General features: G+C 38.1%; 21 protein-coding genes. 19 read left to right on the forward strand and 2 right to left on the reverse strand.

Annotation, left to right across the window (positions count from 1 at the left end; translation table 11 throughout):
• Positions 1-9 precede the first annotated feature (9 nt).
• The 3 genes from SDEL_RS01050 to SDEL_RS01060 are packed head-to-tail and all read left to right on the forward strand — an operon-like array spanning position 10 to position 3,801.
• Positions 10-960 (forward strand): chemotaxis protein, encoded by a 951-nt coding sequence (locus tag SDEL_RS01050; RefSeq protein WP_012856008.1) that lies wholly within the window; start codon positions 10-12, stop codon positions 958-960.
• A gap of 10 nt (positions 961-970) precedes the next feature.
• Complete coding sequence (locus SDEL_RS01055) at positions 971-3,295, forward strand: hybrid sensor histidine kinase/response regulator (RefSeq protein WP_012856009.1); 2,325 nt, start codon at positions 971-973, stop codon at positions 3,293-3,295.
• A gap of 11 nt (positions 3,296-3,306) precedes the next feature.
• Positions 3,307-3,801: a chemotaxis protein CheW gene (locus SDEL_RS01060; protein ID WP_012856010.1), complete on the forward strand. Its 495-nt coding sequence runs from the start codon at positions 3,307-3,309 to the stop codon at positions 3,799-3,801.
• 48 nt (positions 3,802-3,849) lie between these two features.
• Here the strand turns inward: SDEL_RS01060 and SDEL_RS01065 are convergent, their stop codons facing one another.
• Positions 3,850-4,764: a methylenetetrahydrofolate reductase gene (locus SDEL_RS01065; protein WP_012856011.1), complete on the reverse strand. Its 915-nt coding sequence runs from the start codon at positions 4,762-4,764 to the stop codon at positions 3,850-3,852.
• Between the two features lie 114 nt (positions 4,765-4,878).
• Between SDEL_RS01065 and serB the strand changes: the two genes are divergently transcribed.
• The 15 genes from serB (at position 4,879) to SDEL_RS01140 (ending at position 20,099) form a co-directional block, all read left to right on the forward strand.
• Positions 4,879-5,499: a phosphoserine phosphatase SerB gene (gene serB, locus SDEL_RS01070; RefSeq protein WP_012856012.1), complete on the forward strand. Its 621-nt coding sequence runs from the start codon at positions 4,879-4,881 to the stop codon at positions 5,497-5,499.
• Between the two features lie 15 nt (positions 5,500-5,514).
• Positions 5,515-6,510 (forward strand): transaldolase, encoded by a 996-nt coding sequence (locus tag SDEL_RS01075; RefSeq protein WP_012856013.1) that lies wholly within the window; start codon positions 5,515-5,517, stop codon positions 6,508-6,510.
• A gap of 14 nt (positions 6,511-6,524) precedes the next feature.
• Positions 6,525-7,724, forward strand: coding sequence for a type IV pilus twitching motility protein PilT (locus SDEL_RS01080; RefSeq protein ID WP_012856014.1), 1,200 nt, complete (start codon positions 6,525-6,527; stop codon positions 7,722-7,724).
• A gap of 73 nt (positions 7,725-7,797) precedes the next feature.
• Complete coding sequence (locus SDEL_RS01085; RefSeq protein WP_012856015.1) at positions 7,798-8,334, forward strand: 50S ribosomal protein L25/general stress protein Ctc; 537 nt, start codon at positions 7,798-7,800, stop codon at positions 8,332-8,334.
• Positions 8,335-8,340: 6 nt separating this feature from the next.
• Complete coding sequence (pth, locus tag SDEL_RS01090; protein WP_012856016.1) at positions 8,341-8,916, forward strand: aminoacyl-tRNA hydrolase; 576 nt, start codon at positions 8,341-8,343, stop codon at positions 8,914-8,916.
• Positions 8,913-9,974: an LptF/LptG family permease gene (locus tag SDEL_RS01095; protein WP_012856017.1), complete on the forward strand. Its 1,062-nt coding sequence runs from the start codon at positions 8,913-8,915 to the stop codon at positions 9,972-9,974. The genes pth and SDEL_RS01095 overlap by 4 nt, the downstream gene beginning before the upstream one ends.
• Before the next feature lie 73 nt (positions 9,975-10,047).
• Positions 10,048-11,253, forward strand: a complete 1,206-nt coding sequence (gene lysA, locus SDEL_RS01100; protein WP_012856018.1) for a diaminopimelate decarboxylase — start codon at positions 10,048-10,050, stop codon at positions 11,251-11,253.
• Positions 11,250-12,029, forward strand: a complete 780-nt coding sequence (locus tag SDEL_RS01105; RefSeq protein ID WP_012856019.1) for an HAD-IIA family hydrolase — start codon at positions 11,250-11,252, stop codon at positions 12,027-12,029. Before lysA ends, SDEL_RS01105 begins: the two co-directional genes overlap by 4 nt.
• Entirely contained in the window at positions 12,017-13,084 is a 1,068-nt protein-coding gene (gene pheA / locus SDEL_RS01110; protein ID WP_012856020.1) for a prephenate dehydratase, read from the forward strand. The genes SDEL_RS01105 and pheA overlap by 13 nt, the downstream gene beginning before the upstream one ends.
• 3 nt (positions 13,085-13,087) lie before the next feature.
• Complete coding sequence (hisC, locus tag SDEL_RS01115) at positions 13,088-14,188, forward strand: histidinol-phosphate transaminase (RefSeq protein WP_012856021.1); 1,101 nt, start codon at positions 13,088-13,090, stop codon at positions 14,186-14,188.
• An 11-nt stretch (positions 14,189-14,199) separates the two neighbouring features.
• Complete coding sequence (gene fliF, locus SDEL_RS01120; protein WP_012856022.1) at positions 14,200-15,924, forward strand: flagellar basal-body MS-ring/collar protein FliF; 1,725 nt, start codon at positions 14,200-14,202, stop codon at positions 15,922-15,924.
• On the forward strand, positions 15,921-16,949 hold the full coding sequence (gene fliG, locus SDEL_RS01125) for a flagellar motor switch protein FliG (protein WP_041666207.1): 1,029 nt from the start codon (positions 15,921-15,923) through the stop codon (positions 16,947-16,949). Before fliF ends, fliG begins: the two co-directional genes overlap by 4 nt.
• Before the next feature lies 1 nt (position 16,950).
• A complete protein-coding gene (gene fliH, locus SDEL_RS01130; RefSeq protein WP_012856024.1) occupies positions 16,951-17,742 on the forward strand; it encodes a flagellar assembly protein FliH in 792 nt (263 codons plus the stop codon).
• A 15-nt stretch (positions 17,743-17,757) separates the two neighbouring features.
• Entirely contained in the window at positions 17,758-19,590 is a 1,833-nt protein-coding gene (gene dxs / locus SDEL_RS01135) for a 1-deoxy-D-xylulose-5-phosphate synthase (protein WP_012856025.1), read from the forward strand.
• An 89-nt stretch (positions 19,591-19,679) separates the two neighbouring features.
• Positions 19,680-20,099, forward strand: coding sequence for a Fur family transcriptional regulator (locus SDEL_RS01140; protein WP_012856026.1), 420 nt, complete (start codon positions 19,680-19,682; stop codon positions 20,097-20,099).
• A 40-nt stretch (positions 20,100-20,139) separates the two neighbouring features.
• Here SDEL_RS01140 and SDEL_RS01145 read toward each other — a convergent pair whose 3' ends face one another.
• Positions 20,140-20,736 carry a peroxiredoxin gene (locus SDEL_RS01145; RefSeq protein WP_012856027.1) on the reverse strand — a complete coding sequence of 199 codons (597 nt, stop codon included), beginning with the start codon at positions 20,734-20,736 and terminating at the stop codon, positions 20,140-20,142.
• A 359-nt stretch (positions 20,737-21,095) separates the two neighbouring features.
• Between SDEL_RS01145 and SDEL_RS01150 the strand changes: the two genes are divergently transcribed.
• Positions 21,096-21,380, forward strand: a complete 285-nt coding sequence (locus tag SDEL_RS01150) for a DUF362 domain-containing protein (protein WP_012856028.1) — start codon at positions 21,096-21,098, stop codon at positions 21,378-21,380.
• Positions 21,381-21,511 lie beyond the last annotated feature (131 nt).

The raw sequence follows: 21,511 nt of genomic DNA on the forward strand, positions 1-21,511 counted from the left end.
GGGGCAGTAATGGCGAAAGAAAGTATTTTAAAAGTAGGCTCTAATGAGATGGAGCTGGTTGACTTCCGTATTTTTAAAAAGGAAGAAAACGGGGTATATGAGGGAATTTATGGTGTGAATGTCGCCAAAGTGCGCGAAATCATCAAAATCCCTAATCTTACAGAACTTCCAGGTGTTCCTGATTATATTGAGGGAATTTTTGATTTGCGTGGGATTGTGATTCCTGTGGTCAATCTTGCCAAATGGATGAACATCAAAGAGCCTGATGATGGGTCGATTAAACCACGTATTATTATTACCGAATTTAGCGATATTTTAATTGGTTTTGTTGTTCATGAGGCGAAACGTATTCGTCGTATTAGTTGGAAAGATATCGAACCAGCATCGTTTGTCGCAGGGATGGGCTCACTGGATAAGAGTCAGATTACGGGTGTGACACGGATTGAAAACGATGAGGTTTTGTTGATTTTAGACCTTGAAAGCGTTGTACAATCTTTGGGTATTTACCAGCCAAAAATTGATGTGGAAGATGATCAAATTCAAAAAATTGATGGTACAGCGTTGATTTTGGATGACAGTATGACCGCTCGAAAACTGGTCAGTGATGCACTTCGTAAAATGGGTATGCGTGTGGTCGAGGCAAAAGACGGCATGGAAGGCTTAGAGAGACTAAATGAGTTATACGCAAACTATCATGAGGATTTAACCGATGTGGTTAAAATTATCATTAGTGATGTGGAAATGCCTCAAATGGATGGGTTTCACTTTGCTGCCAATGTCAAAGAAGACCCAAGGTTTAAAAATATTCCGATTGTTTTTAACTCATCTATTAGCGATCATTTTAGTGAGATTAGAGGCAAAGAGGCGGGCGGTGAAGCCTATTTAACCAAGTTTGATGCGGGTATCTTCTATAAAGAAGTCTCAAAAGTCATCAAAGCACATGTGAAAACAGCACAATAGGGGTAGAACGATGGAAGATATTCAAGAAATTTTAGAAGATTTTTTGGTTGAAGCGTTCGAACTTATTGAACAACTTGATCAAAATTTGGTAGAGCTAGAGTCAAATCCTGATGATTTGGAACTGCTTAATAGCATTTTTAGGGTGGCACATACGATTAAAGGGTCATCATCGTTTTTAAATTTTGATATCCTTACAGGTCTTACACACCATATGGAAGATGTCTTAAATAAGGCACGTCATGGTGAACTTAAGCTCACACACGATGTTATGGATGTGGTTTTAGAGTCGATTGACTTAATGAAAAGCTTACTTCATGCGATTCGTGACCATGGCAATGATACTTCTATTGGTATTGATATCACGGATATTTGTCATCGTTTGGATTTAATTTCAAATGGAGAAGAAGTACGTGCACCAGCGGCACCTGTTCAGATGGATCCTGTGGAAACACCGATGAATGAGGATAATGTTGATTATTCAAAACTCAGCGATAAAGAGGTGGAAGACGAGATTGAGAGACTTCTTAAAATGCGTAAAGAAGAGGATCGTCAGCGCAAACAACACAGTGCAAAACCTGCTGCATCAACGCCAACACCTGTTTCTTCGCTTTTGGATGAAGAGAATGAGGATGAAAAAGAGATACCAAAAGCCTCTGAACCCGTTAAACGTGCTGCAAGTAATGAAAACAATGCCCCTGCGAAAAAAGATGCATCCAGTTCTATGGAACAAACGATTCGTGTTGAGGTCAAACGACTTGACCACTTGATGAATTTAATTGGGGAGTTGGTTTTAGGTAAAAATAGATTGCTTAAAATTTATGACGATGTGGAAGAGCGTTATGAGGGTGAGAAGTTTCTTGAAGAACTCAATCAAGTCGTCTCGTCTATTTCTTTGGTCACTACTGACTTACAAATTGCGGTGATGAAAACCAGAATGCTTCCGATTGCCAAAGTGTTCAATAAATTTCCACGCATGGTACGTGATCTTTCTCGTGAACTGGGTAAACAAATTGAGCTTGAAATTTCAGGTGAGGAAACAGAACTGGATAAATCCATTGTTGAAGAGATTGGTGATCCATTGGTACATATTATTCGAAACTCATGCGATCATGGTATCGAAGATGTCGAGAGCAGACGTGCAAAAGGTAAACCTGATACGGGACTCATTCAGCTTAAAGCGTACAATGAGGGCAATAATATTGTCATTGAAATTACCGATGATGGTAAAGGTTTAGATCCTGATTTACTCCGTTCAAAAGCGATTGAAAAAGGGATGATTACCGAGCGAGAAGCGGATGGTATGAGTGATAAAGAGGCGTATGCGCTTATCTTTAAACCTTCACTTTCTACGGCGAAAGTCGTGACCAACGTTTCAGGTCGTGGCGTGGGTATGGACGTTGTTAAGACCAATATTGAAAAACTCAATGGTATTATTGATGTGGATAGTGAGGTAGGTCATGGAACGGTGATTCGTTTGAAGATTCCATTAACCCTTGCCATTATTCAAGCTTTATTGGTTGGGGCGCAAGAAGAGTATTATGCGATTCCTTTAGCCTCTGTTTTAGAGACTGTGCGTATCCCACTCGATGAGATTTACACGATTGAGGGTAAAAATGTTTTAAGACTTCGAGATGAAGTGCTCTCTTTGGTTCGTCTCTCTGATATTTTTGGTGTTAAACAGGTCTATGAAGGTGGTGAACATACCTATGTCGTTGTCATAGGACTTGCCGAGTCAAAGCTAGGCATTGTGGTCGATACTTTAGTGGGTCAAGAGGAGATTGTTATTAAATCTCTAGGAGATTATTTGCAAGGGATTGAAGGCATTGCAGGAGCTACGATTCGAGGCGATGGTCGTGTGACATTGATTGTGGATGTTGCAGCATTGATGAATCTTGCTAAAGGGATTAATGTTGATATTCGTGCCAGTGCAGAAACAGTTGTTAAGACGAAGAGCGTCCCAAGTGATTATGTGGTCTTAGTGGTGGATGATAGTGCCATGGATAGAAACATTATGAAAAAATCAATGGAACCGATTGGGGTTAAAACCATTGAGGCAAGCAACGGTCAAGAAGCACTCAATATGATTAAATCCTCAGAACACAGTATTGATGCGGTGTTGATTGATATTGAAATGCCACGCATGGATGGGTACACACTTGCAGGTGAAATTCGTAAGTATTCAAAATATAAAAATCTTCCACTTATCGCGGTGACTTCTCGTACCTCAAAATCAGATAGACTCAGAGGTGTTGAATCAGGCATGAGTGAATATATCACGAAACCTTACTCTCCAGAATACCTTGAGAGTGTTGTTCGAAAAAATATTAAATTATAGGCGGTAGTGCGATGAATGATAAATTAAATCAAATTATCCAAAAACAACAAAAACAGATTGATGAGCCTTATAAAAAAGAGGATGATGTTGTTCAACTCGTTGGATTTATAATTGGTCAAGAAGAGTACGCAGTGCCTATTTTGAGTATTCAAGAGATTATTAAACCGATTGAATATACCAGAGTTCCGAGTGTGCCTGATTATATTTTAGGTGTCTTTAATCTTCGAGGAAGTGTCATTCCTTTGATTGATTTGCGCCGTAAATTTAAAATGGACTCCGTTAAGCCAACAGAGGATACACGCTATATTGTGATGAAAGGGCATGATAATACCGCTGGATTTGTGATTGATAGACTCACCGAGGCGATTCGTATTAAAAGCAGTCGTATTGGACCACCACCTGAGACGATTCATGCGGAAAAAGGATTAGTTTATGGTATTGGTATGCGAGAGGAAAGTATTTTGACGATTTTAAAGGTTGAAGCGCTTTTAAAACGTGATTTTTAAATCTCTGTAAGAGCTAAGCCAGAAGGTTTAGCTCTTTACATGTAAAGATTAATCTGCTAATAAATCTGCAATTAACTCAAAGTTATTCGCACTCATCATATGAATTTTAGGGTGAACTTTTTTCAGCATACGAAATGTTTGGAGTGAAAGTTCAAAACCGACTTTATGTTCTTCTGCTTCACTGATTTTTTTCGCATGGGCTAGTTTTTCCATCCAAAGTGTGGGAACATGCACTCCTGGAACGTGCGCGCTCAAAAATTGAGCAGTACGTAGCTTGATAATCGGGAAAAATCCTAAAATAAGCTCGGCCTCATGCGTCTCTTTTCCTATCTCTTTTTTCGCCTCTTTTAAGAGTTCTACAAGCATGGTAGCATTTTCCATACTGTAGACAGGCTGGGTGATAATGCCTACGGCTCCATGACTCATTTTTGTTGCCATTTTTTTCATTAAATGACGAGGTGTGTTGGCGTGAGCGTTACAAACCGCAAAGGGATAAATGGGTTTTGGTTGTGTTTTAAAAGGTTTGCCTGAATAATCAATCCCTGCATTAAAGCATTGAATAATATCCATTAAAAGGGTGCTATTTCCCTCAAAAACACCTTTAAGAGCAGGTTGATCACTCGCACTTGCTGGATCACCTGTAAGGCATAAAATGGTGCGAAGGTCGTTTTCATTAGCGCCTAAAAGGTCTGATTGAAGGGCTAATTTGTTGCGATCACGCATGCTCATGGTTGCAATAACCGGTTTATGAAAACGATTTTGCAGTTTTAAAGCACCAAAAAGTGCGTTGTATTTCAAACGGGCTAAGGGGTTATCGGTGGTGCTAAAACCATCCACTTTTTTATCCAACCCAAGCTGTGCAATTTTCTCAATAATAGGCTCAAATGTAGGCTCATGAATGGGTGTTGTCTCTAGCGTTAAGAGGCTATCATGTTTGAGTTTTTCAATAAAAGATTCTAACATAAGGCTATCCGTACGATTAATTTTTTTGTATTATAACCGAAAACGTGTTGGAATGTTGCCTAAGGTTTGGAGTGCTATAATAAACCCTTTATTCGTAATGAAGGAGCAATGAGAATGAAATTGTGTGTGTTTGATTTTGATTCAACCCTCATGGATGGTGAAACGATAGATTTTTTAGCAAAAGAGCATGGGGTAGAAAAAGAGGTCTGTGCGATTACGGAAGCAGCGATGCGTGGAGAGCTTGATTTCTTTGAGAGTTTAACGACCCGTGTCGGACTTTTAAAAGGGATGAATGCGAGAAAAGCCGAAGAGATTTGTGCTCATTTACCTTTAATGAATGGCGCATGTGATGCGATTGCAGGACTCAAAGCCAATGGGTATACCGTGATAGTCTTTAGTGGAGGATTTCGTATAGGCACAACGCCTGCCAAAGCGATTTTAGGCTTTGATGCGGACTTTGCGAATATTTTACATGTAAGAGACAATCACTTAAGCGGGCTTGTGGGTGGCGATATGATGTTTGGATTTTCCAAGGGTGACATGTTAAGAAGGGTGCAAAATCTTTTACATGTAACAGAGGAAAATACAATGGCGGTGGGTGATGGAGCCAATGATTTGTCGATGTTTGAACATGCGAGTAAAAAAGTGGCATTTTGTGCCAAACCTATTTTGAAGAGTGCCGCAAATATTGTAATTGATGAGAAAGATATGCGCAATCTTCTTGAATTTATTTAGAAAAGAGTGTGAAGTATGTATAACAATGAATTAAAATTTTCGTTATGGTGTGATTTTGTTGAGAGAAGTTTTTTAGAGAATGAGTTTTCGAGTTTGATTGAAAAAAAGATTGTCAATGCGGCGACCAGCAATCCTTCTATTTTTAAGGCAGCGTTTTTGGGCTCTCCTGCGTATGCGCATTCTAAAGCGTTGGTGCAAGGGCAAGCTCCTAAAGCAATTTATGAGGCACTCGCCATTGAAGATATTCAAAAAGCGGCTTCTTTGCTTTTGGATTCGTATCAAAAAGGAGATGATGGGTTTATTAGCATTGAGGTCGATCCTTTTTTATGTGATGATGCCAATGCCACCATTGAAGAGGGTCAGCGTCTTTTTAAGACCATTGGCTATCCGAATGTGATGATTAAAGTTCCTGCAACAGAAGCAGGATTTGTAGCAATGGAAGCACTTTTGAGTCAAGGTATTCATGTCAATGCGACCCTTATTTTTTCAGAAAAACAGACTAAAGGGTGTTTAGAAGCGTTTAAACGTGCCAATGACACTTTAAAAGAAAAAGGTAGTCAAACTTTCCCTTCTGCGGTGATTAGTATTTTTGTGAGTCGTTTTGACCGAAAGTTAGATGAAAAGCTAGCTGCGATTGATTTTCCAACAGGACGTGTGGGTATTATGAATGCATTGCGCTGTTATGATGTTATTGAAGCAGAAGGACTTCCAAATGTAAGAGCCCTTTTTGCAAGCACAGGGGTCAAAGGGGAGAGTTTACGAGCAGACTATTATATTCAAGAACTTTTGGTGAAAAATGCTATCAATACAGCGCCTTTAAATACGATTCATGCGTTTGTAATGGCAGAAGAGGTAAAACCTATTGAATACACACCTGAGATGATTGAAAATTTTTTTAACGCACTTGCCGCCAATGAAATTAATTTGCAAGGCGTGTGTGATGAATTGATAGAAGAGGGATTACACGCTTTTAAAGAGGCTTTTGTGGAGATTTTAAACGAACTCAAATAGTCAAAGGAGAAGGCATGGCTGAGAGTGTTAATGTCAGTGAACTCACGTTTGAAATGACTAAAAAGCTTAAGTTTTACTTGAGTAAATTGGTTGAGCATGGTGGAAGTGATTTACATGTAAAAACAGGAACGAGTATTCGGGGGCGTATCAATGGTGAAATCCTCCCTTTTTCAAAAGAGGTTTTAGCTTATCAAGAGGGTCTTACGTTAGCTAAGGAGCTTCTTCGTGGACGTTTCCCTGAGTTTGTGGAAAAGAAAAACATTGACTTCACCTTTAAACTCAACGATGAATATCGCTTTCGTGTCAATATGTTTTTTCAAGTGGATGGCGTTTCTGCTGTTTTTAGAACGATTCCTATGGTTTTGCCTACCGTTGAATCCTTGCATTTACCAGAAGTACTCAACTCTTTATGTGATTTATCACGGGGACTTGTTTTGGTTACAGGACCGACAGGTTCAGGAAAGACAACCACACTGGCTTCAATGATTAACCGTATTAATAAAAACCAAAAGAAGCATATTATTACGATTGAAGATCCTGTGGAGTTTATCTATAAAGATGAGTCGTGTGTGGTCAATCAACGTGCTATTGGTCAAGATGCTCTCTCTTTTGCAGACGCCCTTCGTGCGGCGCTTCGTGAAGACCCTGATGTTATTTTGGTCGGGGAAATGCGTGATTTGGAGACCATTGAAACAGCGATGCATGCTGCTGAAACGGGGCATTTAGTGCTTTCAACACTTCATACCGTTGATGCCAAAGAGACGATTGGTCGTATTATTGGTATGTTTCCTGGCAGTGAGCAAAACCGCATCAAAATGTCTTTAGCCTCTGTTTTACAAGGGGTTATTGCGCAACGATTGGTTAAAACTGTGGAGAGAGGTCGTACTGCTGCCGTAGAAGTTTTGGTGAAAAATGCACGGATTGAAGCGTTAATTTTAGAGGGTCGAGAGATGGAAATTCCTGATGCTTTAAAAGAAGGAAAAGAGGTGTATAAAACGCAAACCTTTGATCAAGCGCTTTTAGAGCTTTATGCAGAGGGAAGAATTGAGCGTAGTGAAGCGATTAAAGCATCGACGAGTCGCAATGATATTACCATGGCATTAGATTTTTATGATGCTGAAAAAACGCAAAAAGATAAACGTAAAAATGAAGCACCTGTGAATTTAAGTGAGCTCAAAACGTATGATAAAGATATTATCGGTTTAAAACAGTAGTGTGGTAGATATTTAGAGAGATTTTAGGTTTTTTTGGGTAAAATCATTCCCTTATTTTCAAAAAAGGAAAACCATGTTAGAAGGCATCATTAGAGATAGTATCGAAAAAAAGGCTACCAAAGCGCTTCGTAGAGATGGATATCTAATTGCTAATATTTACGGTAAGGGTGAACAAAACATCAATGCTGCATTTAAAGCAAACGAATTCATCAAAGCAGCAAAGAGCAAAGACAGTCTCATTTTCCCTGTTAAAGTTGCGGGTACTGAGTACAATGTCGTGATTCAAGATTACCAAAGAGACCCTGTAAACAGCAATCTTTTACATGTTGATTTAAGAATCGCACTTCCAGGTGTTTTAACAAAATATTTGGTTCCCGTTAAAACCGTAGGTATCCCAAAAGGTACAAAAAACAAAGGTGTTTTAATTCAATCTAAAAAACGTTTAGCAGTTAAATGTACAGCAGAAAACTTGCCAAATGATTTTACCGTTGATGTCAGTGAACTTGATGTAGGTGAGACTATCCTTGTGCGTGATATTCAGGTTCCAGCCAATGTGAAAATTATGGATGAAACACGTGTATCTATTGCCGGAGTCATTAAAGCGAAGTAACGCTTAATGACACTGATTGTTGGATTAGGAAATCCTGACTTCCAATATAAAAATAACCGACATAATGTTGGTTTTATGGTCATCGATGCTTTACTCGATGACCATCCTCTTGCTGAAAAAATTTCCAAAACTGCTTTTAAGGGTGAATTGTTCAAAGCCCCTTCAATATTACTACTGAAACCTAATACGTATATGAATCTCTCAGGTGAGAGTGTTCGTGCGGTGAGTGATTATTTTAAACCTGAGCAAATTATTGTGATTCATGACGATTTAGACCTTCCTTTTGGAACCCTTCGTTTCAAAATAGGTGGAGGACACGGAGGGCACAATGGACTTCGCTCGATTGATGCACATATGGGTAGTGAGTATATACGGGTTCGCATTGGGATTGGAAAACCCACGCATAAAAGTGATGTTGCCAAATATGTGCTTTCGGATTTTTCGGCGTGTCAGAGGGAAGCTTTACCCGCACTGCTTTTACATGTAAAAAGAAGTGTGATGGCTTTGTTGAAAGAGGATTTAAAAGAAGTTGCGTTACACTATGCTCTTAAACAAACGCTATGTGATAAGGATAAAGTATGAAACTTTTTGAGACATATATTATTAAAAACTATCTCAAAAATTTTCTTGTTATTTTTATCGGATTGGATTTATTCTATGTGGGTGTTGATCTGCTCACCAACTATAAAAATATCCCTGATTCAGCGAATTTACAGATTTTGTATGCTCTTTTTCAAGCGATGAGTGCTATTAATTATGTTTTACCGCTCTCCATCGTTTTTGCCATGATTGTTACGTATTTTGCGATGCTTAAAACCAATGAATTGATTTGTATGTATGCTTCGAGTATTACGAAAAAAGCGCTGGTTCGTCCTCTTTTTGGTGTCGCATTGGTGTTGAGTCTTTTGCATATAGGACTCAATTACACCGAGTTTGCCTATGCGTATGAGTATGGCTCTAACTTGAAAAAGTACAATCGTATTTCAAATAGTTCTGAAGATTTATTTATCAAACATGACCAGCAATATGTCTATTTTAAAAAATTAGACCCTCTCAAACAAGTTGCCTATGATGTAACGATTTTTGATGTCGAAAGTGCGGATGTTAAGCGTATTATTCGTGCAAAAATGGCCTCTTTTGTGAAGGATGTTTGGTGGCTCAAAGAGGTTGAAATTACGCATAAACCCTCTATCACTTCTTTAGATGATAAAGGTTTTTGGATAGAAAAACAAGAAACGCTTCAAGCCATGAAAAATTTTAAACCAAAAATTATGGACAATGTGTATCAAAGTGATTTTTCTCTCTCCATTCGTGATGGCATTGATGCTTTACGTTTTTTTGAAACACAAGGTGTGAATACCAGCAAAATTAAATCAACCCTTTTTTATCAGCTTTTTTTCCCCTTTTTTGCTCCTTTTTTAAGTGTCATTCTTTTTTATAATGCCCCTTTGATGGGACGTTACTTCAATACGGCATTGGTAGCCTCCTCATTTGCTTTTGTCACTTTATTGGTCTGGAGTTCACTCTTCTTGTTGAGTCGTTTAGCGATTAATAGTGTCTTAATTCCAGAAATTGCTATTTTCTTACCGATTGTCATGCTTGCTTTTATCGCACTATATTTTTATGTCAAACGAGCGTAAGAGCCTTTTAATTATTTTTTGTTTAACTTTTTGATAGAATAAACAATTATTGTTATCTCTCATAAGGTTTAAAATGACGAAATTCTCAGCATTAGCACACACATATGGCACACCGCTTTATCTCTATGATTTTGATAGTATCACACATAAATTTTCCGCTCTTAAGGATGTTTTCAAAGCACGTAAATCGCTTATTTGTTTTGCGGTAAAATCCAATTCAAATCTTTCAGTGTTAAAACATATGGCGCATTTAGGTGCAGGATGTGATTGTGTCTCCATTGGGGAAGTCAAACGAGCGCTTTTGGCGGGGATTCCTAAGTATAAAATTATTTTTAGTGGTGTGGGTAAAAGGGACGATGAGATTGAAGAAGCCCTTCGCAATGATATTTTAATGCTTAATCTTGAAAGCGAAGAAGAGATGAAGCGTGTGGAAATCATAGCTCAAAAATTAGGTGTTGTTGCACGTATTAGCATTCGTGTCAATCCAAACATTGACCCTAAAACCCATCCGTATATCTCAACAGGTTTGCATGAAAATAAATTTGGCGTGGATATTGAAAGTGCGAAGCGTATGTACATTCATGCGAAAAATAGCGCTTCACTTGATCCAGTCGGCATTCACTTTCATATTGGCAGTCAAATTACAGATGTCAATCCCTTTAAAGAAGCAGCAGACGTTTTAGCCAATTTGGTACGCAATTTAAAAGCCCTTAAAATTGATATTAAATTTTTTGATGTGGGTGGTGGTATTGGTATCCAGTACAAAGAAGAAGAGACGATTGCGCTTTATGACTATGCTCAATCCATTTTTGCTGCATTAGGAGGCTTAGATGTCACCCTTGTATGTGAACCTGGACGTTATTTAGTGGGAGATTGTGGCTACTTTCTTACCAAAGTTTTGTATGAAAAATATAATGGATTTAAGCGTTTTGTCATTGTGGATGGAGCGATGAACGACTTGATTCGACCAAGCCTTTATCAAGCGTATCATGCCATTGAGGTTGAAGGAAAAGAGGGGACTGAAAAAAGTCTCTGTGATGTGGTAGGTCCTGTATGTGAAAGCGGTGACTTTTTGGCTAAAAATATTGAACTTCCCGCTTTAGAGCACGATGATATTTTGGTGGTAAAAAGTGCAGGGGCGTATGGATTTACCATGAGTAGTAATTACAATACCCGTATGCGTGTGGCAGAAGTCGCCCTTGAAAATGGCGAAGATCGTTTGATTCGCAGACGTGAGACATTTGAAGATGTGATTGCATTGGAGAAAGAGTACCTATGAGTTATTTTATTGATGTGCAAGGTACATTGATTGATGATGTGCAAAAGAAGCCGATTAAAGGGGCGATTGAGTTTATTGACGCGCTTAATAGGGCGAATATTCCGTATGTGGTCATTACCAACAACACCAAAATTCCTAGTCAAGAGTTTCATGATTTCTTAAATCATTTAGGCTTTTCTATTCCACAAGGACACTATCTTGACCCTTTTATGGCGTTAGAGAAAGTCTTACATGTAAAAGCTATTCGAAGTTTTGGTGCGCAAGAATTTGTGGATGTTATGGAGAAGTTAGGGTATGAGCAAGATGCGAAAAATCCTGAGGCGATTGTGATTGCGAGTAAAAAAGATTTTGATGCCAATGATTATGCCAGCATGATAGAATTAGTTCTAGGTGGCGCAAAAATTGTGGGAATGCATGCGACAAGTATTTATGCCAAAGATAAACGCCGTTTTCCAGGTGTTGGAGCAATTTTACAGATGCTTTCCTATGCAACAGGCGCAGAATACAGTGTGGTGGGAAAACCTAGCACACTCTTTTACACAGAAGCGTTGAAGCTTTTAGAAGCACAAGGTTTTACGAAAGATTTTGAGGCAGTGACGATTATCAGCGATGATGCCATTGGTGATCTCATCGGAGCGAAGGCGCTAGGGATGAAAACTATTTTAGTCCTAAGTGGTAAATGCCAAAGAGAAGAAGAAGTTTTACATGTAAAAGAGTCTTTAGACGCTGTTGTAGCAGATATTGGGCAGATAAAGGGTGTAACATGCAAACAATAGAAGAGTATCGAAAAGCGATTGATGGGATTGATGATCGTATCTTAAAACTCTTAAACGAGCGTATGGAACTCGTGAGAGAGATTGGCAAAGTAAAACAAACGAGTGGAACAGCGATTTATCGACCTGAGAGAGAAAAAGAGATTTTGGATCGCTTAAAATCTTTGAATCATGGTGTTTTAAATGAAAAGGCGATTGATGCAATCTTTTTAGAAGTGTTTGCTGTCAGTCGAAATCTTGAATTTCCTGAGAAGATTGCTTTTATGGGGCCAGAGGGAAGCTATACCCATCAAGCCGCAGAGAGCCGCTTTGGAGCAATGGGTAGTTATATTGAGCTTAGTTCCATTGAAGCGGTATTTCATGTGCTAGAAAATGGTGAAGCAAAGTATGGTGTCGTTCCCGTAGAAAACAATACCGCAGGTGCCGTGGGTACAACGCTGGATTGTTTGGGAAAATTTAATTCCAAGATTGTTGCAGAACTGTACATGGATATTCATCACTCTTTTGCGACCGTGTGTGAAGATATTAAAAAAATCAAACGCATCTATTCTCATCCTCAAGGATACAATCAGTGCCGTCACTTTTTAGAAGAGCATATGCTTTTAGGTGTGGAATTTATTCCTACCAAATCCACCGCAGAGGCAGCACGAAAAGCAAGTGTGGATCATGACGCCGCAGCCATTTGTTCGCATATCGCAGCAAAATTATGCAATCTTCCTGTTTTATTTGAAAAAATTGAGGACAATCTTGCCAATCAAACACGCTTTCTCATTTTGAGTGATTTTAAAAATAAAAAAGGGATTCACAATAAAACCTCCATTCTAGCAAAGACGGATGATAAACCTGGTGGTTTGGTTGAATTTTTACAAACCTTTCAAAATCAAAAAGTTAATTTAACTAAAATTGAGTCACGTCCTACGAAAGAAAAAGGATTTCAGTCTATTTTTTATATGGATTTTGAAGGGCATATTGACGATGAAAATGTTCAAAAAGTGATTGAGGAAAATAGAGATAAATATGATATTAAATGGCTTGGCAGCTATATTTGTGGAGAATAAAAAATGCAATTTAATGCGGTGTTAGATCAACTAAAACTTTATGAAGCAGGGAAACCTATTGAGCTAGTGGTGCGAGAGTATGGTATTGAAGCAAAGGATGTGATTAAACTTGCGAGCAATGAAAATCCAAGAGGATGTAGTCTAAAAGTGATTGAAGCTGTACGCGAGGAAGCCTCAAAAATGAATCTCTATCCTGATGATAGTATGTATGAACTCAAAGGGGCATTGGCGACTAAATTTGGCGTTCATGACGAGAATGTGATTATTGGCTCAGGCAGTGATCAAGTGATTGAGTTTGCGATTCATGCCAAATCAAATCCCTCTTCTAAAGTCTTAATGGCAGGTATTACCTTTGCGATGTATGAAATTTATACCCTTCAAACAGGTGGTAAAGTTTTAAAAACGGCTTCAGCACAGCACGATTTAGCTCAGATGCTTGAACTCTACAAAGCAAATAAAGATGTTGCGATTATTATATTGTGTATTCCCAATAATCCACTAGGAGAGTGTGTGGACACAAAAGATGTGTACGCCTTTTTGGATGAAATTAGTCCTGAAACGTTGGTGATTATTGATGGGGCGTATCAGGAGTATGCGAGTTTTAAAGATTCAGCTAAAAAAATTATTCCTAGTGATATTATCGCGAAATATCCCAATACGCTTTATACAGGAACGTTTTCTAAAGCCTATGGATTAGGAGGGATGCGTTGTGGATATGGTATTGCTCAGCCTGAAGTTATTAAAGCACTCTTAAAACTTCGAGCCCCATTTAATATCACTAATCTTACTCTCAAAGCAGCGATTGTTGCGTTAAGTGACGAGTCCTTTGTCGAAGCATCCGTGAGAGAAAATTTTGAGCAAATGAAAGCGTATGAAGCCTTTGCAAAAGAATTGGGCTTTGAGATTATTGAGAGTTATACCAATTTTATTGTGTTTACATTTGATAAGGATAAAAAGAGTGCTGAGATAGCGCAAAAACTGATGGAAAAAGGTATAATCGTGAGGAATTTAGGCTCTTATGGAATGAATGCTATTCGAGTAACGATAGGAACGCCTGAGCAAAACGCACGCTTTTTTGAATCGTTTAAAACACTTTACATGTAAGAGAATCAAAGATGGATTTTAAAACACTTTTAAATCAAATTGCAACATTGATTCAAAACTTGACCTTACGTCAAAAAATTGTTTCAGCAGTCTCCATTGTTGTTTTAATTGGTTTTCTTGTGTTTTTAATGTTGTATAAAAATACCAGCTCCTCTTCCATGAGTGGTTATACAATTTTATTTGAGAAAACAACAGCGGGCGATTCGGCGTTGATTATTCAACAGCTTGAAAAAGATAAAGTACCTTATAAAGTACTCGATGAAGGAACGATTGCAGTACCAAATGATATGGTGCATAAGCAACGTATTGCTATTGCAGCGCTTGGTATCCCAAAAAACAGCAAAGTTGGTTTTGAAATTTTTGATAAAACTGAATTTGGTGCAACCGATTTTGAACAAAAAATCAAATACATTAGGGCACTAGAAGGTGAGTTAGCGCGCACCATAGAAAGCTTAGGACCTATCGCTAATGCCAGTGTGCATATTGCCATTCCTAAAGAGAGTGTCTTTGCTCAAAAGCAAGTACCTGCTACTGCGTCTATTGTGCTGAATATTAGACAAGGTATGGCACTTTCTGTGAAACAAATCGTAGGTATTCGAAATCTTGTTGCCGCCTCCATTGCCAATCTCCCCGCAGAAAATGTCTCTATCGTCAATCAAGATGGAGAACCTTTAGGGGATGAAGAGAGCAATCTTTTTCAAGGCGAACTCGTTAAGAGTCAAATACGCTATAAAAAAGAGTTTGAGCATAATATTGAGCAAAAAATTATTAATGTTCTAGCGCCTGTGATTGGTGGCGTGGATAAGGTCAATGCGAAAGTGACGATTGATTTTGATTTTTCACAACAAGATTATGTCAGTGAGGTGTATGACCCCAATTCTGTTCCTAGAAGCGAACAGAGTGTGGAAGAGAAACGTGAAGGAAAAGAGCCTCAAGACGTCGGTGGCGTACCAGGGGCGATTAGTAACATTGGACCTGTTCAAGGCTTAGAGAGTACTAAAAAAGGTGAAACGTATCAAAAAAGTTCGACAACCACAAATTATGAGATTTCTAAAAAAGTGGTTAATTCTAAAGATGAGTTTGCCAAAATCAAACGCTTAACGGCTGCTGTTGTGGTTGATGGTACGTATAAATACGGTCTTGATGCCGATGGTAATAAAAAAAATGAGTTGGAGTATTTTCCTTTAAGCAAAGAGCAGATGGATGCTATCCGTGATGTTGTAAGACAAACAGTAGGGTACAACGCTACACGTGGAGATGAAGTTACTGTCAGTAATTTAGAGTTTAAACCCCTCTCTAGTGATGGAACAAGGGTTCCTCCCAAAAGTTTTATGGAGGAGGTTTTAAGTTACCTTATCAAATTAACACCTTTACTTAAATACATTCTTGTGGCTGGTTTATTATTTATTTTTTATAAAAAAGTTATTCTTCCTTTCAGTCAAAAAATGGTCGAAACAAAGTTGGATGATTTTGAGGATGAGGTTGAACCGATTAAATTAGAAGATGAGAGTGTTGAAGATACCTTAGAGAAATTTAAAGAGGCACGCAAGAAAGTAGAAGACCAATTAGGTATTGGTCAAGATTTCAATGAAGAAGCGTTAAAATATGATGTTCTTTTGGAAAAACTCAAGCACATTGCCGATGAGAAAAGTGAGGATTTTGCAAGTATCATTCAATCCATGATACGCAATGAAGGTGAATTTGAGGGAAGAAATAGCGCAAGGGATATTGGATAATGAAACTCACAGAAGAGCAAAAAACACTTTACAATGAACTGACAATGTCTGAAAAATCAGCTATTTTGCTGATTCAGTTAGGTGAAGATGCAACAGCCAATCTTTTTTCACATATGGAAATTGATGTTGTCACGGATATTTCAAAGCACATTGCTACGGCAAAAAATATTGATAAATCTGTGGCTAACGCTGTTTTGGAAGAGTTTTATGTTATTTTGCAATCCAACCAGTATATTAGAAGTGGTGGTTTGGAGTATGCTAAAGAGATTTTATACCGAACTTTTGGTGCGGAGGGAGCACAAAAGATTTTAGATAAACTCTCAAAATCGATGGAAAATTCTCAAAGTTTTGGCTATCTCTCTCAAATTAAACCTCAACAGTTAGGTGATTTTATTATCAATGAGCATCCTCAAACCGTGGCACTGATTTTAGCCCATATGGATCCAAGTAGTGCTGCTGAAACCCTCTCCTATTTTCCTGATCAAATACGCAGTGAAGTGACCATTAGAATGGCAAATTTAGGTGAGATTTCACCTTCGGTGGTGAAACGTGTTTCCGCCGTTTTGGAAAATAAATTAGAGTCCTTAACGTCTTATAAAGTAGAAGTGGGTGGTCCTCGTGCTGTGGCTGAAATCTTAAATCGTTTAGGTCAAAAAGCTTCTAAAACGACGATTGCGTACATTGAACAAGCGGATGAAAAACTCGCTTCTGTTATTAAAGATATGATGTTTACGTTTGAGGATATTATGAAATTAGATGGCAATTCTGTGCGTGAAATTCTTAAGGTTGCCGATAAAAAAGATTTAATGGTTGCCCTAAAAGGCGCTGTTCCTGAATTGCAGCAAAAGTTTTTTGATAATATGTCTCAGCGTGCGCAAGAAGCCTTTGTGGAAGAGATGAATTTTTTAGGTGCGGTGCGTGTGAAAGATGTGGAAGAAGCGCAACGAAAAATTGTTGAAGAGGTTCAAAAACTTGCAGAACAAGGTGTTCTCCAAATTGGTGAAGCCGAGGAAATGATAGGTTAATATGACTGAAAATATCATCGTCAAAGAAAATTTAGAAGAACACTCTATACAGCGGTATCGCTTCAAAGTATTGGGTACGGTAGAAAATCCTGTTCCTTTACATGTAACAGAAGAAGTCTATCCAGCACAAGCGGAAGTCAATGAACCCATAAAGGATGAAATTGTCTCTATCGCACGTATCGAAGAGGGACGACAGAGTCAGTTTATTGAGGAACTTTTGAAAAAAACGGATGAGTTAACATCCAATGTCATTAAGCTTCAGATACAAATTGAAAAGCAAGAAGAAGATTTTTTAAAACGGTTAACTGAAGCGGTTGAACGTGAGCGTGAAAATGCCTATAATCAAGGATATCAAAAAGCAAAAGAGGAGAGTGAACTTGCCATTTCTGAAGCAAAATCACGTTATTTAAAATCTATCACTCATCTTGATACCCTTTATAAAACGATTGATGAGAGATTAGGACACATTGAAACAGAGATGAGTGTCAGTGCTTTTGAAATTGCTAAAGAGGTGATCAAAAAAGAGTTGAATATTTCCAGTTCTCAGGTTGCAGCATCACTCTCAAAAGCTTTGCTCCAAGAGGTAAAGGACGCTTTAAAAATTGAACTAAGGGTTCATCCTAAAGATGTAGAAGCACTTAAAGAACTTTATGCCAATGAAGAAAAAATTAAAGTTGTAGCCGATGACGCAGTTGCAATTGGTGGTGTGGTGGTCTTAAGTGATGTGGGAAATCTTGATGGAACGTTGGCGATGCGCTTAGAAAAAGTGAAGTATTTACTACAAGAAAATTAAGAAGTATTGGAAGACATGAAAACATTAAAAGAATATTCTATTGAAGAATTAGAAGTATATTGTGAGCAAATTAGAACAAAAATTATTGAGACAGTAAGCCACAATGGAGGGCATCTTAGTAGCAATATTGGGGCTGTTGAATTGATTGTTGCGATGCATTATGTCTTTGATGTCAAAAAAGACCCTTTTATTTTTGATGTGAGTCACCAAGCCTATACGCACAAACTCATTACCGATCGATGGGAACGGTTTGATACGTTAAGAGAACTTGATGGCATTAGTGGATATACACGACCTGATGAATCACCGTATGACTATTTTGTCGCAGGGCATAGTTCTACCTCTATTTCTCTAGCCGTTGGCGCAGCTAAAGCGATTGCCTTAAAAAATGAACAGTCTGAACGTCTGCCTGTAGCATTGATTGGTGATGGTTCTTTAAGTGCGGGTATGGTGTATGAAGCGCTTAATGAATTAGGATTTAGACGCTATCCAGTGGTGATTATTTTAAATGATAATAAAATGAGTATTGCAAAGCCAATCGGAGCCATTAGCAAGTTTTTATCCCAAGCGATGGCTGGTGAGTTTTACCAAAAAATTAAAAAAACAACCGAACAAATTTTGCAGTATTTGCCAGAGAGTGCTACGTATATGGCTAAGAAATTTGAAGAGGGCTTTAAACTGATTACACCAGGTATTTTGTTTGAAGAGTTAGGGATTGATTATATTGGACCGATTGACGGACATGATGTAGAGAGCTTGATTCGAGCGATGCAATCAGCACGTAGTCTTAAAAAGCCTGTGATTATTCATACCCAGACCCTTAAAGGAAAAGGGTATGAGATGGCTGAGGGGTATTATGAAAAATGGCATGGCGTTGGACCTTTTGATGTTGCCAGTGGCGAAGCAATTAAACAAGGAGTTGGGAAAAACGCAACGACCATGTATTCTGAAGCGTTAATAGCATTGGCTAAGAAATATGAAAATGTCGTCGGTGTTACAGCAGCAATGCCAAGTGGCACGGGATTAAGTCCTTTGATTCAATCGTATCCTAATCGTTTTTGGGATGTTGCTATTGCAGAACAACATGCCGTAACGTCCATGTGTGCGATGGCAAAAGAGGGTTTTAAACCTTACATTAGTATTTATTCAACATTTTTACAACGGGCGTACGACCAAGTGATTCATGATGCGTGTATTATGAATTTAAATGTTGTTTTTGCCATTGATAGAGCAGGTATTGTAGGAGAAGATGGTGAAACCCATCAAGGAGCTTTTGACATTGCTTATTTAAGTGCTATCCCTAATATGACGTTAATGGCACCATGTGATGAGCAAAGTATGCATGCAGCGCTTGAATATGCCTATAACCATCAAGGTCCCATAGCGATTCGTTATCCCAGAGGTGCTTTTTTACCTTCTCTGCCATCCATGCCTCTTCCTTATGAATATGGCAAGGCAGCGTTACTAAAAAAGGGTACAAGTCGTCACATCATTTTGGGGTACGGGAATGGTGTGGGAAAGGCATTGGTGGTAGCGAAGGCTTTAGAAGAGAAAGGGATAGAGGTTGGTATTGTGGATTTACGATTTGCAAAGCCACTGGATGAAGCTTTACTCCTATCTTTAAAAGAGTCGTATGATACATGGTACGTCATCAGTGAAAGTGCTAAAATAGGTGGCGTAGGTTCTTTACTCTCTGCGTTTAAAGAGAAATATACGTTATATGTAAAGATAAAAAGCTTTGAATATGAGGATGCGTTTATTACTCATGGGGCAACTCATTTGATTGAAGAGAGATTAGGTATTACCCCGCAACAGATTGCCGATAAAATTCTAAAAGATATTTATTAATAAATAAAAAATATTAGTTGATTTATTTTTATCTTATTTCATAGTAATTATGGAATAATATCGAAAATAATTGAAAGGAGGTGTGTAAAATGCATGATGTTATTCAGATGTTAAAAACAAAAGATCTCAAAGCGACACCTCAGCGAATTTCCGTTTTAAAAGAGTTAGGTCAAAAAAAACACCCGACGATGGATGATTTGTATGAGGCACTTAGGAGAGAAAATCCGTCTATGTCTTTAGCAACAGTGTATAAAAATATTGCGACACTTAAAGAAAAAGGTGTTGTCATTGAAGTGAATGTTGCTGATGGTAAGATGCGTTACGACATCTATTCAAAACCACATATTCATATTGTGTGCCAAGGATGTGGGGCGATAGAAGATGTAGATTGTGATGCAAATTTATTGCAGTATCAAAATTGTTTGGAAGAAAACCAAAATGTAAAAATTGAACGTATGGATATTATCGCGAGTGTCACGTCGTGCCCGATGTGTTCTAAAAAATCGTAGATTTCAAGAGAAGGGTTTTTCCCTTCTCTTGTAAAATCTATTAAAGTTTTTCTGCATTGTTTGCTAGATAATCTGCAACACCTTCTGTACTTGCTCTCATCCCTTGATCTCCTTTTTGCCATCCTGCTGGGCATACTTCCCCGTATTCATTGGTAAAGAGCATGGTGTCAATCATACGGATCATCTCATCAATATTTCTTCCCAAAGGCAAGTCATTGATCACTGCATGTCTGATCGTGCCATCTTTGTCGAGTAAGAAAGAACCACGGAGTGCTACACCTTCTTTAAAAAGGACATCATAATCACGTGAGATTTGTTTGGTAATATCTGCTACCATAGGGAAACGTACATGTCCGATACCGCCTTGATTGATAGGGGTGTTTTTCCAAGCAAAGTGCGAAAATTGTGAATCCACAGAAACAGAGATAACATTGATACCACGGCTGGTAAATTCTTCAAGTCTTTTATCAAATGCAATAATTTCTGACGGACAAACAAATGTAAAATCTAAAGGGTAAAAGAATAAAACAGCACCTTTTGAACCTAGATTTTCATAAAGATTAAAGTTATCAACAATTTGATTGTCACCTAAAACAGCGGTTGCTGTAAAATCTGGAGCTTTATTGGTTACTAACATGTAAAATCCTTAATAATAAATTTTATTGACGAAGAAATTATATAGAAAAATGTAAAAACTATTTTGATTAAATAGGATTAATTGTGTCTTATAAAGGTTAATTTAATATTCAGAAGAGGAGAAAAAGCGTGAAGTGCTCATTGTGCACTGAGGCTATTTTCATGCTATGAAGAGAGTGTAGAATAGTGCTATCAAAACGGTTTTGAAAAAAAGTCTATTCAGAAAAATATGGTGCCTGTTCAAAGAGGTTAGATTAAGTCATTTTTGAGTTTTCAACTAGCAAATTGGGTTAATATCAATTTCAATTTTGTTTCGATATAGTTTTTAGTTAGTAAAAAATACCAGTTCAAGGAGAAATTATGGCAGTAAAAATTACAGATATTTGTATCGCATGTGGCGCCTGTATTGATGAGTGTCCAGTAGAGGCAATCGTGGATGATAGTGATAACCCAACAGGTGCTGATATTTATTATGTTTATGCAGATAAATGTGTTGAGTGTGTAGGTCACCATGATGCACCAGCATGTGCTGAAGCATGTCCAACTGAAGGATGTATCGTATGGGATGCTCCATATCCTGGACAACCAAGCCGTGATGAAATCAGTGCGGATATGAGAAAAGGCACAACGCCTTGTGCTGAGTAAAAAAGAGCAAAGGAGGGAGTTTCCCTCTTTTGTTTTACCTAAAAGTAAAATCGTTTAATTGATATTAAAAAAAAATTCTGCTATACTCCCCCGTTCTAATTCCCTACAAAGTTATGAAATTCAATTATATA

The organism is Sulfurospirillum deleyianum DSM 6946, assembly GCF_000024885.1.
In the GTDB taxonomy this organism is placed as follows: Bacteria; Campylobacterota; Campylobacteria; order Campylobacterales; family Sulfurospirillaceae; genus Sulfurospirillum; species Sulfurospirillum deleyianum.

What these genes read in the sequence shown, in the direction of transcription:
- SDEL_RS01050 (WP_012856008.1), top strand. Translation starts at nt 10, where the DNA reads ATGGCGAAAGAAAGTATTTTAAAAGTAGGCTCTAATGAGATGGAGCTG.
- SDEL_RS01055 (WP_012856009.1), top strand. Translation starts at nt 971, where the DNA reads ATGGAAGATATTCAAGAAATTTTAGAAGATTTTTTGGTTGAAGCGTTC.
- SDEL_RS01060 (WP_012856010.1), top strand. Translation starts at nt 3,307, where the DNA reads ATGAATGATAAATTAAATCAAATTATCCAAAAACAACAAAAACAGATT.
- SDEL_RS01065 (WP_012856011.1), bottom strand. Translation starts at nt 4,764, where the DNA reads ATGTTAGAATCTTTTATTGAAAAACTCAAACATGATAGCCTCTTAACG.
- serB (WP_012856012.1), top strand. Translation starts at nt 4,879, where the DNA reads ATGAAATTGTGTGTGTTTGATTTTGATTCAACCCTCATGGATGGTGAA.
- SDEL_RS01075 (WP_012856013.1), top strand. Translation starts at nt 5,515, where the DNA reads ATGTATAACAATGAATTAAAATTTTCGTTATGGTGTGATTTTGTTGAG.
- SDEL_RS01080 (WP_012856014.1), top strand. Translation starts at nt 6,525, where the DNA reads ATGGCTGAGAGTGTTAATGTCAGTGAACTCACGTTTGAAATGACTAAA.
- SDEL_RS01085 (WP_012856015.1), top strand. Translation starts at nt 7,798, where the DNA reads ATGTTAGAAGGCATCATTAGAGATAGTATCGAAAAAAAGGCTACCAAA.
- pth (WP_012856016.1), top strand. Translation starts at nt 8,341, where the DNA reads ATGACACTGATTGTTGGATTAGGAAATCCTGACTTCCAATATAAAAAT.
- SDEL_RS01095 (WP_012856017.1), top strand. Translation starts at nt 8,913, where the DNA reads ATGAAACTTTTTGAGACATATATTATTAAAAACTATCTCAAAAATTTT.
- lysA (WP_012856018.1), top strand. Translation starts at nt 10,048, where the DNA reads ATGACGAAATTCTCAGCATTAGCACACACATATGGCACACCGCTTTAT.
- SDEL_RS01105 (WP_012856019.1), top strand. Translation starts at nt 11,250, where the DNA reads ATGAGTTATTTTATTGATGTGCAAGGTACATTGATTGATGATGTGCAA.
- pheA (WP_012856020.1), top strand. Translation starts at nt 12,017, where the DNA reads ATGCAAACAATAGAAGAGTATCGAAAAGCGATTGATGGGATTGATGAT.
- hisC (WP_012856021.1), top strand. Translation starts at nt 13,088, where the DNA reads ATGCAATTTAATGCGGTGTTAGATCAACTAAAACTTTATGAAGCAGGG.
- fliF (WP_012856022.1), top strand. Translation starts at nt 14,200, where the DNA reads ATGGATTTTAAAACACTTTTAAATCAAATTGCAACATTGATTCAAAAC.
- fliH (WP_012856024.1), top strand. Translation starts at nt 16,951, where the DNA reads ATGACTGAAAATATCATCGTCAAAGAAAATTTAGAAGAACACTCTATA.
- dxs (WP_012856025.1), top strand. Translation starts at nt 17,758, where the DNA reads ATGAAAACATTAAAAGAATATTCTATTGAAGAATTAGAAGTATATTGT.
- SDEL_RS01140 (WP_012856026.1), top strand. Translation starts at nt 19,680, where the DNA reads ATGCATGATGTTATTCAGATGTTAAAAACAAAAGATCTCAAAGCGACA.
- SDEL_RS01145 (WP_012856027.1), bottom strand. Translation starts at nt 20,736, where the DNA reads ATGTTAGTAACCAATAAAGCTCCAGATTTTACAGCAACCGCTGTTTTA.
- SDEL_RS01150 (WP_012856028.1), top strand. Translation starts at nt 21,096, where the DNA reads ATGGCAGTAAAAATTACAGATATTTGTATCGCATGTGGCGCCTGTATT.